The 14,959-nt window shown below is 33.0% G+C and carries 20 protein-coding genes; 13 read left to right on the top strand and 7 right to left on the bottom strand.

Annotated elements, in window-relative coordinates; all coding sequences use genetic code 11:
- Nucleotides 1-15: 15 nt before the first annotated feature.
- The 7 genes from H8744_RS18550 to H8744_RS18525 are packed head-to-tail and all read right to left on the bottom strand — an operon-like array spanning nucleotide 16 to nucleotide 6,196.
- Nucleotides 16-1,038: a TraJ family protein gene (locus H8744_RS18550; protein WP_007559121.1), complete on the bottom strand. Its 1,023-nt coding sequence runs from the start codon at nucleotides 1,036-1,038 to the stop codon at nucleotides 16-18.
- Nucleotides 1,031-1,687, bottom strand: a complete 657-nt coding sequence (locus tag H8744_RS18545) for a hypothetical protein (RefSeq protein WP_007559119.1) — start codon at nucleotides 1,685-1,687, stop codon at nucleotides 1,031-1,033. Before H8744_RS18545 ends, H8744_RS18550 begins: the two co-directional genes overlap by 8 nt.
- A 1-nt stretch (nucleotide 1,688) precedes the next feature.
- Nucleotides 1,689-2,363: a hypothetical protein gene (locus H8744_RS18540; protein WP_004295374.1), complete on the bottom strand. Its 675-nt coding sequence runs from the start codon at nucleotides 2,361-2,363 to the stop codon at nucleotides 1,689-1,691.
- 10 nt (nucleotides 2,364-2,373) lie between these two features.
- Nucleotides 2,374-5,214, bottom strand: coding sequence for a TraG/VirB4 family ATPase (locus tag H8744_RS18535; protein ID WP_007660146.1), 2,841 nt, complete (start codon nucleotides 5,212-5,214; stop codon nucleotides 2,374-2,376).
- Nucleotides 5,215-5,219: 5 nt separating this feature from the next.
- Complete coding sequence (locus tag H8744_RS19085) at nucleotides 5,220-5,519, bottom strand: hypothetical protein (protein WP_004295371.1); 300 nt, start codon at nucleotides 5,517-5,519, stop codon at nucleotides 5,220-5,222.
- Between the two features lies 1 nt (nucleotide 5,520).
- Complete coding sequence (locus H8744_RS18530) at nucleotides 5,521-5,835, bottom strand: DUF4134 domain-containing protein (RefSeq protein ID WP_004295370.1); 315 nt, start codon at nucleotides 5,833-5,835, stop codon at nucleotides 5,521-5,523.
- A gap of 19 nt (nucleotides 5,836-5,854) precedes the next feature.
- Nucleotides 5,855-6,196 carry a hypothetical protein gene (locus H8744_RS18525; protein ID WP_007559113.1) on the bottom strand — a complete coding sequence of 114 codons (342 nt, stop codon included), beginning with the start codon at nucleotides 6,194-6,196 and terminating at the stop codon, nucleotides 5,855-5,857.
- Nucleotides 6,197-6,341: 145 nt separating this feature from the next.
- On the opposite strand from H8744_RS18525, the gene H8744_RS18520 reads away from it, so the two are divergent.
- The 13 genes from H8744_RS18520 to H8744_RS18460 all read left to right on the top strand — a co-directional run bounded on the left by H8744_RS18520 (nucleotide 6,342) and on the right by H8744_RS18460 (nucleotide 13,716).
- Nucleotides 6,342-6,935: a recombinase family protein gene (locus H8744_RS18520; RefSeq protein WP_007559111.1), complete on the top strand. Its 594-nt coding sequence runs from the start codon at nucleotides 6,342-6,344 to the stop codon at nucleotides 6,933-6,935.
- A 424-nt stretch (nucleotides 6,936-7,359) separates the two neighbouring features.
- Entirely contained in the window at nucleotides 7,360-8,370 is a 1,011-nt protein-coding gene (locus H8744_RS18515) for an ArdC family protein (protein WP_005780952.1), read from the top strand.
- Between the two features lie 1,107 nt (nucleotides 8,371-9,477).
- Nucleotides 9,478-9,729, top strand: a complete 252-nt coding sequence (locus H8744_RS18510) for a hypothetical protein (RefSeq protein ID WP_004295365.1) — start codon at nucleotides 9,478-9,480, stop codon at nucleotides 9,727-9,729.
- A 34-nt stretch (nucleotides 9,730-9,763) separates the two neighbouring features.
- Complete coding sequence (locus tag H8744_RS18505; RefSeq protein WP_007559101.1) at nucleotides 9,764-9,979, top strand: hypothetical protein; 216 nt, start codon at nucleotides 9,764-9,766, stop codon at nucleotides 9,977-9,979.
- 71 nt (nucleotides 9,980-10,050) lie between these two features.
- On the top strand, nucleotides 10,051-10,440 hold the full coding sequence (locus H8744_RS18500; RefSeq protein WP_007559098.1) for a hypothetical protein: 390 nt from the start codon (nucleotides 10,051-10,053) through the stop codon (nucleotides 10,438-10,440).
- An 85-nt stretch (nucleotides 10,441-10,525) separates the two neighbouring features.
- Nucleotides 10,526-10,666 (top strand): hypothetical protein, encoded by a 141-nt coding sequence (locus H8744_RS18495; protein ID WP_007559096.1) that lies wholly within the window; start codon nucleotides 10,526-10,528, stop codon nucleotides 10,664-10,666.
- A 16-nt stretch (nucleotides 10,667-10,682) separates the two neighbouring features.
- Entirely contained in the window at nucleotides 10,683-10,874 is a 192-nt protein-coding gene (locus H8744_RS18490; protein WP_007559094.1) for a hypothetical protein, read from the top strand.
- Nucleotides 10,875-10,886: 12 nt separating this feature from the next.
- The gene (locus H8744_RS18485) at nucleotides 10,887-11,093 is read left to right on the top strand and encodes a hypothetical protein (protein WP_007559092.1); all 207 of its coding nucleotides are present in this window, start codon (nucleotides 10,887-10,889) and stop codon (nucleotides 11,091-11,093) included.
- A 30-nt stretch (nucleotides 11,094-11,123) separates the two neighbouring features.
- A complete protein-coding gene (locus H8744_RS18480) occupies nucleotides 11,124-11,342 on the top strand; it encodes a hypothetical protein (RefSeq protein WP_004295363.1) in 219 nt (72 codons plus the stop codon).
- 18 nt (nucleotides 11,343-11,360) lie between these two features.
- Nucleotides 11,361-11,678 (top strand): hypothetical protein, encoded by a 318-nt coding sequence (locus tag H8744_RS18475; protein WP_007559090.1) that lies wholly within the window; start codon nucleotides 11,361-11,363, stop codon nucleotides 11,676-11,678.
- A gap of 33 nt (nucleotides 11,679-11,711) precedes the next feature.
- Nucleotides 11,712-12,194: a hypothetical protein gene (locus H8744_RS18470; RefSeq protein WP_007559088.1), complete on the top strand. Its 483-nt coding sequence runs from the start codon at nucleotides 11,712-11,714 to the stop codon at nucleotides 12,192-12,194.
- Complete coding sequence (locus H8744_RS18465) at nucleotides 12,184-12,396, top strand: hypothetical protein (RefSeq protein ID WP_004295360.1); 213 nt, start codon at nucleotides 12,184-12,186, stop codon at nucleotides 12,394-12,396. Before H8744_RS18470 ends, H8744_RS18465 begins: the two co-directional genes overlap by 11 nt.
- Nucleotides 12,397-12,558: 162 nt before the next feature.
- Nucleotides 12,559-13,716, top strand: coding sequence for a replication initiation protein (locus H8744_RS18460; protein ID WP_007559085.1), 1,158 nt, complete (start codon nucleotides 12,559-12,561; stop codon nucleotides 13,714-13,716).
- Nucleotides 13,717-14,959 lie beyond the last annotated feature (1,243 nt).

The following is a 14,959-nucleotide window of genomic DNA, read 5'->3' as shown; positions in this document are numbered from 1 at the left end:
ATTTAATGAATCTTTTTACATAGCTGCACTGGCTCCACCTGTAGCCGGAGCTGCTACAGCTTTGGTTGCGATGGCTGCTCCTCCAACCATGCCTCCTACTGCTTGCCCTACTCCAGTTGTACTTACAATCCATGTAGAAACAAAAGGTATTGTAAGCATGGCAAATGCTCCAAGTAATGCTGTAAGAAGGAAGCTATTGACACCTCCAGAGGTCATTCCGACATACATGACAAATGCAGCTTCATTTCTAAGCGCATATTCTAAAATTTCAATTTCTCTTTCTATCCCATATTGCATTACTACTAAAGAAATTGATAATACTATATATGCAATACATGAATATAAACTAACACTGACAAAACGAGCTATCCATTGTATATAAGCATCCCGAAATGCAGGTAAAACAGAGAATGCAAAAGCTAGTGGACCAAGAATAACTAATATTCCTGTGAATATGATTTGTAGGAAAAAGACAAAATAGGTACATACTTGCCAAAAAGTAACGACAATAAATTCAATGATATTAAACATTATCATTTTAACCTTAGCGACTACATATACATATAATCCAGCTATCTTGTCTCCAATAGCTGAGAAGTCTATACTAAAATCATACCATTTCTTATCCTTAACTTCATTTTCGGCTCTTTCAACTTCTAATGAAGTATGTAATAACTCTACTGCTACGCTATCAATGAGTGCATATCTATTACGAGAAAGTAATTCTACTTCTTCTATCTGATTCGTAAACATAGCCTTGCTTCGTGCTGTTAATAACTCTCCGGGATAACTGATTAGATTAATAAAGGGAATCCAGAACATAAGAACCAATCCCAGTGCGAATGGACGCAATAACGGGATAATCTCTAATTTTTTATCTCCACTCATCATTTTGAAGCTTTCTACTCCAAAATATAACAACATAAAGATTGCTGCCAATGCTTGTGCATCCGCAATAAATTCTCCGAATAGAACAGTTGTTTTATCTCTTAGTCCATCAAATAATTCAAATAAGAATTTATCTATTAACTCATTCATGGCTCATTATTGTTTTATTTATATTATTCAATCTTGTTATTAATGAAAGAACCTCTATTAGTTCTTTATCAAAATCTAAATAGGCTTCCCTTTTTTTAGAGTTACTCATATGTGAATCATGGATTATATCTATGTTCTTTTTTATTCTAGTAACTTCATCAGTTATAACTTCAACATGTTCTTTATTACCGCCATTAGAAGAATATTCGACAAGTTTTTTATTTATATCATTAAGAATATCATTTCTACGATTTTTAGTTAAAGTATATTGATAATCAATTTCTTTATCTCCAAATTTGAAGAGTTCCTGTCTATATATGGTATCAACATTATACCCTTCTTTTTCTGTTTCTGATTTATTGTACTCTACGGCTGCCATCATGGGAATTTCTTGTAACTGGAAATTACGTCTATCTTCCTTCCCGTATTTGTCGTGTAACCCTAAGCCCGGCAAAGGAATTTTAATACCCAAAACCTTTTTATACCATATCCAGTAATGATACCATTCTGGTTGTAGTCGTACTCTATCCATAAATTCCATATTATTAAGCACGCTCCATTTCCCTTTATCCTTTACAGGCATTTGGGAATAGGTATTAGAAGTACCAATAATCAACATTAGGGAAAAAAATAAAAGCACTCTTTTCATATTATCTTTTAGGTTTTACTTTATAATTCTGTAATAAATCATCAACTAATTTTGAACGATTATCTTTGTATTTAAATACCCCCGGAGCTAATGTTTGTAATACTCCATTTCTTTTTGCTGTTTTCATCTGTCGGCATACAGCGTATGCTATACCTCTCATGTTTCTTAGTTCATTAATAACATACTTAAGCAAGTCTATTCTTTGCTTATTATCCATAAGGTTTACATCTGTCCCGACAATAGCGACCTGATAAATGTATTGTGTCAAATCCGCAGTGCGATTTACTAATTCTAGCTCTGTTTTTGCTGACACCAATAATAAAGCCGGGTCACCTACAGCAAGTTCAACCATTTGTTTTTGATATTTACCAATATCTGCTGCAATATCAGTGCAGTAGATAATATCTTTTCCTGTTTTTATGATGGCTTCTACAGATTTTAGGCTATTATAAAATTTGCTTTGGAAAAATTCAATCTGAACCATTTTTTCACTGATTTGTTTTTGTATAAGGCTTATTTGAGCTTCATTCTCTTTCACTTTAGAGAAAGAAGTATGTTGCACCTTATGATTAGCTATAAGTGTTTCCATACAGGTTATATCCAAGACTGCCTTTTGCGAATATGCAACTTGGGTTAAAGTAGATGCTACCACTAAAATAAATAGGATTTTCTTCATGATATTATCTTTAACGGTTTGTAATCCATTTGTATTTATCTAGGATATACTTATATAATGGTTGTTCCCCTATGATGTTAAGTATATCTTTTAGGCTTCCATCATCGGAGTGATACCCTAGTACCTTATTGACTTGTAAAACCCAATCCATATTTTTTAATTTGGAAGATTTTAGGTCTATTATAAAATTATCCAATCCTGTTTGGAAACTACCATAAATGATATGATAATATCCAACAGCATCTTTTTCAATTCGTTCTGTAGTAAATGTGAAATATTCGTGTAGAGAAACCTCTACTCCAAATACATTTCCATAATTTCCTCTTTTTATAAATACTTCATTAAACCGATTACGGTTTTCTTTATTGGGAAGTTGATTTATGGTAAATATTTGCTTTTGATTTACTTCCGTTAGGGATAAAAGATTTGCTATTTCTTGATATTTGTCTATAAATTTACTTTGGTCTAATAGGCATATAATATCGGAGTTGCTGATTATAGAGTTTTTGACTACAGGATTACTAATTATGTCCTCCAGTTCTTGAGTAACAACCATTGCCATACCCCAAAATTTACGAACTGTTTTATACAAATAGAGTATATAGCCAGCCATCATAGGGCTAGCTATGGCTTTCCATGCTTCTTCAATTATTAATGCCTTTCTGTTCTTTTTTAATCTCATTTTTTGAATAAAAACGTCCATAATAATTAAGGTTACTATTGGAAATAATTCAGGGTCATCTTTAATTGCATCAATTTCAAAAACTATAAAGGGTTCTTCAAAAAGGGAAGTGTCAAAATCCTCATTAAGAGTTTTTTCTAACTGTCCTCCTTTATAGAATTTTTTTAATAGAAACTTATAGTTAGTAATATCAAAATCAATTTTGTTCTCTTTGCAAATGATAGGTATAATGCGTAGGGAAAATTCGTAGAAAGAGTTAAAAGATAAGCTTTCAACTTTTATTTCTTTCAATATATCTTCCTTCTTCTGGATTCGTCTTTCTATTATAGAAAGTAATCTAGTTTCAGGATTATCAAGCTCTTGGCGTGTAAAGCCTTTTTCGATGAGAATGTTTTGTATCGCTTTTTCTGCGTTGGTTTTTTCTCCGCCTTCTCCTTTTTCTACTAGTTGCTGTAATTTCTCTATTTTTTCGGAAAGTATCTTGCGTTCTTCTTTTTCCCTTTCGTTTTCAAATTCTTCTTCATTGACTTGAAATTCGAGTAGTAAATTTTCACGTATGGCTTCTTTTTCCGCATCTGAATAACCATTAAAGGGATGAAAGTAGAAAGAATAGTATTTTTCTATGGTAATATCCATAATTTCTTCTTCTTGCTTTTTGACCTCACCATTTGCACCTTTCCATATCAGGAAAATTAATGATTTAAGAAAGTTTTTCTTTTCTACATTATACTCTTCTTCAGTAATTCGGAAAGGATTCATAGATATAGGCTTGCTTTCAGAATAAGTAATGTATTTGCCATGATAGTATTCGCACATTCCTGAATAACTATGCCCTGTATCTACCAATACAATATCAGTGTTATCTAAAACCCATTGTCTTACTTTGGAGTTGACATAGAAAGACTTACCAGAACCACTTGGACCTAAAACAAAGAAGTTGGAGTTATTTGTATATTTTTTCTCACCTTCTTTCCCGGACATATCTATTCCAACAGGCAATCCTTGTCTGTCTGTAAAATAAGTAAGAAAAGGGCTGTTTTCTGTTACTTGTAATTTTTCCTTGAACAAAAGACAAATTGCAGCATCGGAAGTTGTTAGAAATTTGTCATAACTGTTTAGGTTGATTGCGTTTCCTGGCAGTGCACATTCGAATAATTCTAATTGGTTGAAGCATTGTTTATTAATAATAATGCCACAATCAAAAAGAGATGTTTCAACATAGTTGATAGCCTTACTAATATCATCAAGACCAGCAAGAATTATATTATAATGTGCATATACAAGCATTTGCCCTTCTCTGGCAATATCCGACTGCACTCGTTCTATGTCTTCTACACATAAATCATTTGCAGGGTCAGGCATTCCTTTATGTTTTTTCTTTTTGCCTTCTAATTTGTTTGCTTCGTTTCGTTGGTCTGGAATATTTATTACTTGATTATAGATAATTGTGTCTATACCTGGTGTATCATGCAAAAAAGAGAGTAAGTCAACAGGAAACCTTAGCCCAATATTGACCTCTTTATATGGTTTTATAACAGAAGGAAAATTAACTTCGTCAATATCTACAAGAGAAATGCACTGTACGTTTTTTTCTCCAATTATAAGATTTTCTTCTCTTGCTTTGATATTTTTTAGGCTTACTGTTTGCTGATTGAAATTGATAGATAGAAATCTTTTTATATATATTTCTATTTCATTTTCATTTAATAGTTTAGCTCTTATTCCTCTGTTAGCGAATAGTCCTAATACTTTTGTGATGTTTCTAATAAAAGTATCAAACCTTCGAGGGTCAAAAGAAAAGAATTTAGACCTTTCTACTTCTCCTGTAATAACAAGATAAGTAGAAATATCAGTATATATTCGTCCTTTAAAATGTTCAAAATAACGATTTGATAAATAGTCGTTCTTCCTATTCTGGGGTGGTAAAAATGATTTTTTACATAGAATATCCTGTTTTTGTATTGTATATCCAGTTCCTAATACTTTGAGGATATTAGTAAATAAGTGGTGAAAATCATAGTAAGCATCCATATCTGCTGAATACTGTATTATAGGATTTTCACATTTAATGATAACAGAATAGTCGCCCCTTCGGTTATAGAATATAGGAGTATTGTCTATTGTTTCAATACCAATATAAGGAGCTTCAAATTCACTTTTCTTTTTCATAAGCTTTATTTTTTTCTATCTCTTATAAAAGTGCGTGATACTATATATATGCCTTTTCGTTTATCTTTCCTGTGAAGCCCTTTTCTTTGTAATTGCGATGTTATTCCTAACCCTCCAAACATAACTATTACAAGAGTTATACCTCCCCACATAAAAGAAGCCAGAGTAGAAACAATAGCACATAAAAGTAAAGCACTAATAATACAAGCTCCACCGATATATATGAACTTGCCTTTAAATCCTTTGAAAATAAGGGGCTTTTGTAGCCCCTTATATACATTGTAACTTGGATACTCTTTCGACATATTAGATTCCGAAGAATGCTTTTACGACAACACCTGATACAACCAGAAAGATACATGACCCCATCCAGCCCATAACAGCCTTTTGTACATCTTGGTCACCAGAGTTCCATTTTAAATAAACTCGCACTGCTCCAACTAATCCTACTAGACCTCCTAGTATCATCATCATGTTTCCTAGGGGGTCCATGTAGGTTGCAAGTTCAGAACTAGCTGCATCAATTCCCGCAGCACCTTGTGCAAAAGTGTTAGTTACTACCATTATGCTAATGGCTAAAGCGAATGCTCTTTGAGCAATTTTTGAAAAAAACTTTTTCATTTGAATAAAAATTAGTTGTTTATTTGTTAAAATTTACGTGTGAAAACATGCTTTTCCCTTTAGCAAGAAGTTGTTCCATTGGAATACCTTGTGTTTCAACTTCCATTTCAATAGATTCATTTACAGATACATAATTCTGTTCAGATTCTTTTTTTTCATCTTCTTTTTCGTATGAGCCTGTTTCAAAATCTTCATCTACAACTTTGTGAGGTATTTCTTCTTCCTCTCCTATTGAAATAATTTCTTCTTCTTCACCTGTATTGGTTTTGCTTTGCTTTAGGAAAGCATCATACAGGATGTTTGCAGCGTAGTAAACTACATAAATGGCAAATACAGCCATGATAAATTGTGAATAACTCATATTCTTAAATTTAAAAGTTTCATTAATCGACCCTTTTTCTGTACTTTTGATTTATAATAGTACTAGAGGTAATAACAGGGGGGAAAGCCCTAGTTTAAAATAGTTTCGCGAATAGTTGAATTTATGAAACTTGGATTTAAATAAAATGGAGATAATAGGCTACGCTCGTGTTTCAACGAGGGAACAGAATTTAGATTTGCAGCTAGATGCTTTAAAAGAAGCCGGATGCAAACTTATATTTGAGGAAAAAGTATCAGGAGTAAAGGATAGACCCGAATTAGATAAAGCCCTTGCATATTTGCGAGAAGGTGATACTTTTGTTATCTGGAAGCTAGATAGATTAGGACGTTCTTTGAAAGATTTAGTTTATATAGTTGATTGTTTGCAGAAAAGAAAAATTGCATTCAAAAGCATAGTTGATGGTATTGATACTAATAGTGCTTTAGGAAGATGTCAATTTGGAATTTTTGCTTCATTGGCTGAATATGAACGTGAAATAATAGTAGAACGAACTAGGGCTGGATTACAAGCTGCAAAAGAACGAGGGAAACTTACGGGACGACCTATAGGGTTATCGGAAGATGCAAAGAGAAAAGCTATAGCAGCAAAGCGTTTATATGAAAATCGGGATTATTCTATAGATGAAATATGTAGAATTTTACACATTGGAAGTAAGGCTACTTTGTATAGGTATTTACGTTATGAAAAAGTAAGATTGATGAATAGAAGAAATAAATAGGGCGTTACCTTTCAGGTCGGGCTTTTCGCTGCAAGTCCTCGCTACGCTGTGGGCTTTCCGCTGCAATCCCTAACGCATTTTCCCACCCACCCTTCTAAGGTATATCCAATGCTTTGCTTTTTTCACCGCTTCTATGAAGCACCTACAAAAGCAAGGCATTGGATATTCGGTTTTATAGACTTCATGTTCCCTAAAGGGAATATTCCGTTTATAAAACCTTATCTCTCACCCAAAATATATAAAACTTTAGGGAAAAGATAATACGTTAAAAATCAGCCGATTATAAACTATTTTTAACAAAAATAATTGTCTTATTATTTGCGACATTTATAGAAAATTACTATCTTTGAGTATTGAAAATAAAGAGATAAATAAACTTTTAAAGCTGGTTTGGCTGCCAGTATAAAGAACAGCAAACAAAATTATGAAATCTACTTTTGATAAAAATGCAGAGAAGTTTGTAAACCTTATGGTTGAAAAAATTGAAAGCTTGTCTATGAATTGGCAAAAACCTTGGTTCTCTAAAGTCAACTCTAAACAGAACTTTTTACCACAAAATTTAACAGGTCGTACTTATAGTGGTGGAAACGCTTTTTTACTTTATTTTTTGTGTGAAAAATATAATTATCAAACTCCTGTTTTTTTGACATTCAATCAAGCACGAAACGAAGGTATTAATGTTCTAAAAGGTGCTGTTGCTTTTCCTGTTTATTATACATTATTTTGTGCTTATCATCGTCAGACAAATGAAAAAATTTCATATGATGAATATAACAAATTATCAGAAGAAGAACAAAAAGAATACCGTTTAGCAGCTTATACAAAATATTTCCAAGTTTTTAATTTAGACCAAACAAACTTTGCGGAAAAATATCCCAATAGATGGGATATATTAAAGGCTAAATTTTCAGGAGAGGAACAGCCACAAGAAGAGAAAGAAATGTATGTAAATCCAATACTTGATGAAATGAATAAGAATCAAAATTGGGTATGTCCTATTCAAACGGTTTCTAGTGATAGTGCGTTTTATTCAATATCAAATGATAGCATTACTTTACCTTTAAAGAGCCAATTTAAGGACGGAGAAAGTTTTTATGGTACAGAATTACATGAAATGGGACATAGTACAGGTGTTAAAAATAGACTAAATCGAAAAGGATTTTATGAAAATGATAAATTCAATTATGGGCGTGAAGAACTTGTAGCAGAATTAATATCGGCTTTGTCTGGTGTATATTTGGGTATTTCTGTAACCGTCAGAGAAGAAAATGCGGCTTATTTAAAATCATGGTGCAAAGCAATAAAAGAAGAACCTAAATTTTTATTTACTGTATTGGCAGATGCTATTAAAGGTAGTAAATTCATAGCCCAGCATCTAAATATAAGGCTAGATGTGGAAGAAGTTGAAGAAGAGAAAAATACAAAGGTTGCTTAAAGGTTCCTTCCCCCCTCATTGGGGGGAGTTCTTTTTTCAAACGCCAAAAAAGAACCAAAAAGGCTTAATCGCTTCACTTTGTTACGCTCCAATAGTTTTGCTATCGGTAAACCCACCCACCCTTCTAAGGTATGTTTCTTTATCCCTTCTGCAATCCTTAGTAAAGTTCCACTACCTTTTAGGTAACTCCACTTTAGTAAGCATTGCAGAAGCGGAAACATGACGCAAATTAAAATACATTCTCACTTTGAGAATACATTTTAATGCGTCTTGTTGTCTAACCCAATAAGAACTATAGGGAAAGAAATTGATACCGTACTTTTCGGAGTTCCGGCACTGATGGGTAAACATGGCATGATGAAATGATACCGAATTATCATTCCTGGCACACCCTGCAGAACGACCTTTTGATACCAAATACAAAAAGCAGCCGGAAGCCGGACGCAAAAAATTGATACCATAAAACATTAGGGAAAAAGAACAGGAACAAAATACAATATTATATATATAAATAATATGTGAATATATAATATATAAACAAATAATATATAATATGTGATTAACACGCTTCACTTCCAGAGTTCCAGAAAGAGCCACACGAAAAATCTTCTTTTCCCTAAAGTTCCTTGTGTCGTTTCTCTCTATACTTGAATACAGGAAAACGGCTGCATCATAAAAGAAAAGACACCGACACCATTCAGGAACTACCGCCCATCGGTAAAAGGATTGCATCTAATTGATACCTTTTCTGCCTGCACTGGAGAGAAACCGGGAAGGTATTTGATACCGTACTTTTCCGGGTTCTGCCCGGCATGGACGATAAGAGAACATTATTATGATACCAAAAACTTTAGGGAAAAATAAAACCTCGGCAGTCTATAAACCTAAAACCATTTTTAACAAAAATAATTGTCCTATTATTTGCGACATTTATAGAAAATCACTATCTTTGAGTATTGAAAATAAAGAGATAAACAAACCTTTAAAGCTGGTTTGGCTGCCAGTATAAAGAACAGCAAACAAAATCATGAAACATTGCTTCTTAAATCCATTTCGTAGCCAACTGTTAGTGCTATTTTTCAGTATTAATTCATTAATCATTTTTTTATGAAAAAAGAGTTTACATTACGCTTAGACGATGCAGCCTGCGCAGAGTTAGAAAATCTAAAAAAATTATCTGGTGAAAAAACAGATGCTAAAGCTATTAGATTTGCTATTCAGAATTATGCAACTTTGAATGATAGGTATATTGAAACACAACGGCAAATAAGGACGTGGAAAGATAAATATGCAGCGTTAAATAAAGCTGTTGATGATTACTTGTCTTCTTTTGAAGCATTGAAGAAAACTACAGATTGATAGTCAATTATTAGAAATGTGAAAGGATTAATTTATGATTGGAGTAGAGAAGAAAATTTTCAGATTATCTAGTTCTGTGTTAAATCGTACTTTTAAGCAGGAAAAGAGTATTTTTTGTTCAATGGTGTTACGATTGATGGATACAGAAAACTATGCAAACAATTATTGCGATTCGCTAAGTCTTGTTCTTGAACTATTTCCAGAGATTGATAGGGAAAAGCTAGAAAAAGAATTGGATAAATACGTTTGATAGTATTTGAAATCAAAAATGGGCTATTAAACTAGTTAATAGCCTTATTTTAATACATAAATTCATGAAATATGGCAGCGGATATGACAGATGAAACGATTGCACAATACATGGAACGCATCGAGAAAATGAGCATAAAAGAAATTCAAAAAGAAATTGAATTTCTGGAAAGCCCCGGTTACAACTGTGAAGGACTGGTATGTGCAGACGGAGTAATTACTCCCCGGACAAAAATGCATCGTAAGGTTCTTTGGTATAAGAGAATGAACCAAAAGAGCCTAACAGCCCTGCAATGGGCAAAAGAAGGATATGTTGTAAATCCGGATGCAATAGGAAGAAAGTGGAAAAACAATCCTCACAATTCAAAGGCTATAATATATTATGTATCAGATGAAGTACATGAGGACAAAGAAGCGGCTAAAGAATTTCTCAAATCGAGGCGTAAGGAAAAGAAAGAGTAGTCTTTAGTTCACAGGTCTCTTTTCCAGATATATAAGTCAAGATAAAATGGGATTATCATACCAAATAACGCATAACAGAATAGTAATGAATCAAGAAAGAACATTAACCTTTGGTAAGTATAAGGGAACACATCGAAGTAATATTACTGGAGGCTTCTCAGCAGGTGACTTCGGTGGTTTAATTTATTCAATCGAAAATTTCAATGAAAGTGAATATGAGTTTTAACCAATAAAATGAAGATATGAATAATGAATTTATTGATGGTATTTGGTTTGCTGTTCAGCATATTGTAGTAGTCAGAGATATGCCAGCAATCGCAATAGGGATAATTAAGGAATCGAATCTTTCCATTGATGATTGTAAGGCTGCGCAAAAAAGGAGTGGTTCTTTTCACAATCAGATGATGAAGTTTATTGAAACAGAATTAGCGTAAAACAGTATAAATATGAGCAAAATTGAAGAAGCCTTCAGAGGCTTAGGAAGAACAGAGAAAGTGAGATTCATTTCGCAGAACATCGAGTATGCAAATGCGGTTGCAGTAGCCAGTTATGTAAAAGGTTATCTTTTCGATGTCCTTAATGATGTCGGAGATGATGAGTATATAGCAGCGTATCTCAGAGAAAAGGGATATGAAGTAAAAAAACAAGAATAATCCTCAAATCGATATATAAATAAACGAATTATGAATGAAAGAACAATCCAAATAGACGTAATTGGAAAAATAGAAGGTACTCAATTTATGAAGTGTAAGCTATATACAAATGAAAATATTGTCATTATCATGATGAATGAATTTGATTATGAACGGTTGAAAGAAGAAGGAATCTTCATAAGAGATGGCAAAAGTCGAGATTCAGCCGGGGTGTTGAATACAACCAATACTTTCATCGAAAAAAATTAATACTCAAAACAAAAAAGAATGATTATGGATAAAAAAGAAAAGAATTTTGCCACATACAAAGAATTTGCAAAGATGCTTCGGGAAGTGGCAAACATATACTCTAAACTGGGTGACGAACCATTGTTGAAAGAAGGATATGAGTATAACGCCATTAGAGATGCTGTTCAGTATGTAACGAACAAACACGATTTTGGTTACTTTATACAGCCTTGGAAGGATGAGTTTCTACGTATGCCTTTTGATGTGACGAAGCGAAAAAAATGGGCTGATTATGTGGCTGAATGCCATGCTACAGGAAAGGAAATAGATTACGATAATTATGATTGGGATAAATGACCATAATTTTTCGAATAGTGTGAAAGGGAATAGATGTCATATAATCAAAATATAGATAGAATGTTTATTGAATATAAGGTATATCGTAGGGTGTCAGATTTGAAGCCTTTTATATCTAGGGATGAACTTCCTTCTTGTCAGATGATTGGGAAAAAAAAGTTTGTAGGAAAAAAAGCAAAAATGGAGGCTGTTTATAGACTTACAGGGAAACGTTTGCCAGAAGACTATACAACAGAGCAGGTAAACAATTTTCTTACGGTAGAGCTTTTTAATACGTCTTTATGGCATAAGTATAGAAAGATTTACAATGAAGTTTCCAATGAAAAAGAAATTGTTGTTGAGAACTATAGTTATCAATATACATTAGTTGTAGAATTAGCAAATAAATCGAATTTATCATTGGATGAAGGAAAAATTGTACATTTTGTTATGTGCGAACTGTTAGGAAATCCTTGTGAAACGTATAAAGGGATGAAAAACCCTATAATTTCTTTACGAAAAGATTATGATAGATAAAGCAAAAACATTAGATGAATGCTTTAAGGAACTAATTCTTAAAAGAGGTTGGTCTAAAAATAGTCCATATGACCGCCGAACTGCATCAAGGCATAAAAAGCAATTCCTTGAAGGAACGTTGCCCGATGAATTTAAAAGAGTATATTTGCAAAGTGCTGGTTATACAATAGTGCAGCCGGAGCTTTGGCGACAGGAATTATAAAACAAAGAAAATGGACTGGAGGAACATAATAAGAAATCTATTAGAAATTATCATTGCTATTTTTAGAATGATTTTCATAGGGCTATTTTATATAGCCAAGTTTATGTTTGTGTTCTTTATTCTACTTTTTTTTGGAGTATTAATCAGTCAAAATAATAAGCGATGGTAAATAGAGAAATAAAAGCCCGAAAACGTGCGGTGAAAGAAGAAAAAGAAGAAATAGACGGTGAGATTGTTAGAATTAGGAAAGGGCATCCTCGTACAAATCTTCCTGTGAAACTCCCAGAAAATCCCACATGGCTGAAACAACCTAATGTAGTTACATTAATGGCTGGTGATTTTAAGACAGTACAGATTAGAATCTTAATTGCTGTTATAGAGAAATTACAGGATGTCATAGAATTAAGTATTCAGCATCTAGATAAATATGGTACATCTATTCCATGCGAGCAATTATCTTTATTTCAAGAATATTCAGACCGTATAAGAGTAGATATCGCATATCGGGATTTGGGCGTTAATCCAGACCAATACAAGGAAGTAAAAAGCATGGTTCGTAAATTAATCAGTATTCCTGTAGAGCTTGATGTTAAAGACCCAATAACAGGTGAGGATAGTTGGTCTATTACTGGTTTATTCACTAAGGCAAATATACCCAAAACTCCTTATTCAAGAGGTTTTTCTTTAGAAATGGATAGAGAGGTTGCTAAAGTTTTCATTAATGTTGATAGAGGTTTTACACGCTATATAAAAGAGATAGCTTTAAGAGCGCAAAGTAGATATACAATAAGAATGTATATGCTGATTAGCTCATGGAAAGAAAAAGGTGGTTTTTCTATCTATGTGGATAGATTTCGGAAATTCTTAAAATTAGAAGATAAATACCCCGAATTTAAAGATTTGTATAAACGTGTAATACGCCCTGTTTACGATGATTTGTTTGAACAGGCTGATTGCTGGTTTGAAATGGCAGAAGTTTATCGTAATTCAGGCGATACACAGCCTTATAAACTTAATTTCAAAGTTATTAAGTCTGCATTATCAAAGAAGGAAGAAGAACTATTAAAAGGACAAAAGAAGATGATAACGAATTTTTGTTCTTTGCACTTTGCAATGAAGGACGAGCATTTGCAGCAGTTTATTCCACAGATTACATTAAGCAACTATAAAGCAGTAGTAACTAAGATGCTTTATCTAGGCGAATATGTTAGAGATAACTGGAATAAAATTTCAAATAAAGCAGAATATTGTTTATCCGTATTATTAAAAGAAGTAGAAATACTCCCCGGAATGATTGGAGAAGAAAAAGAAGATGAATAAAAGTTGGGTTTTTGTCCCTAGGAGGGGTCTAAAAGTTGGGTTTTTGTCCCTAAGAAGTTGGGTTTTTGTCCCTAAGAAGTTGGGTTTTTGTCCCTAAGAAGTTGGGTTTTTGTCCCTGATTTTTTACCATTATCTGTTGTTTTTCAGATAGTTACCCTTTCATTTTTAAGGGTACTACCATCACTAGCTGATAAAAAAAAACCTGATAATCATACCAACACACAAAAAAGGAACTTTTCTTATTACATAAACCCATAAAAAAGGAACTTTTCTCATAATCTTAACACAAACTTTAGGGAAAAGAACATCTATTAACAAAAAAAGACACTATATGATACAAATAATCAATCAAAAGTTGGGTTTTTGTCCCTATCTAAAAAAAACATATTTTAAAAAGTTGGGTTTTTGTCCCTATGCTTTTTTGATATACTGTAGGGAAAGAAATTGATACCGAATTATCATTCCTGGCACACCCTGTAGAACGACCTTTTGATACCAAATACAAAAAGCAGCCGGAAGCCGGACGCAAAAAATTGATACCATAAAACATTAGGGAAAAAGAACAGGAACAAAATACAATATTATATATATATAAATAATATGTGAATATATAATATATAAACAAATAATATATAATATGTGATTAACACGCTTCACTTCCAGAGTTCCAGAAAGAGCCACACGAAAAATCTTCTTTTCCCTAAAGTTCCTTGTGTCGTTTCTCTCTATACTTGAATACAGGAAAACGGCTGCATCATAAAAGAAAAGACACCGACACCATTCAGGAACTACCGCCCATCGGTAAAAGGATTGCATCTAATTGATACCTTTTCTGCCTGCACTGGAGAGAAACCGGGAAGGTATTTGATACCGTACTTTTCCGGGTTCTGCCCGGCATGGACGATAAGAGAACATTATTATGATACCAAAAAAACTTATCTAATTGTATTTTTTTCCCTTTTGTTTGTGAGGGTGTTTAGTAATTTATATATTTGCGTTTGTAGAAATTAATAGCAAGATGTGTTTTTGTGGACACAAAAACCAAATCTTGCCTGATAAATCAGGAGTTTAGCCCCCTCGCAACTTGGGGGCATATATTATTTAGTATCATAGTATGAAAGCAAATAAAAGAGATAGAATAGTGAAAGTTCGCTTAACGAATTTAGAATATGAAGAACTAACTAAAGCTTCTAAATCTAGCAAATGTATGTCAGATTATTTTAGACAGAGAGTCTTTAGGAAA

The sequence above is a fragment of the Jilunia laotingensis genome, assembly GCF_014385165.1.
Classification (GTDB): domain Bacteria; phylum Bacteroidota; class Bacteroidia; order Bacteroidales; family Bacteroidaceae; genus Bacteroides; species Bacteroides laotingensis.
Note: the sequence above shows the minus strand (reverse complement) of the source record. Positions and strands in the feature narration are given on the sequence as shown.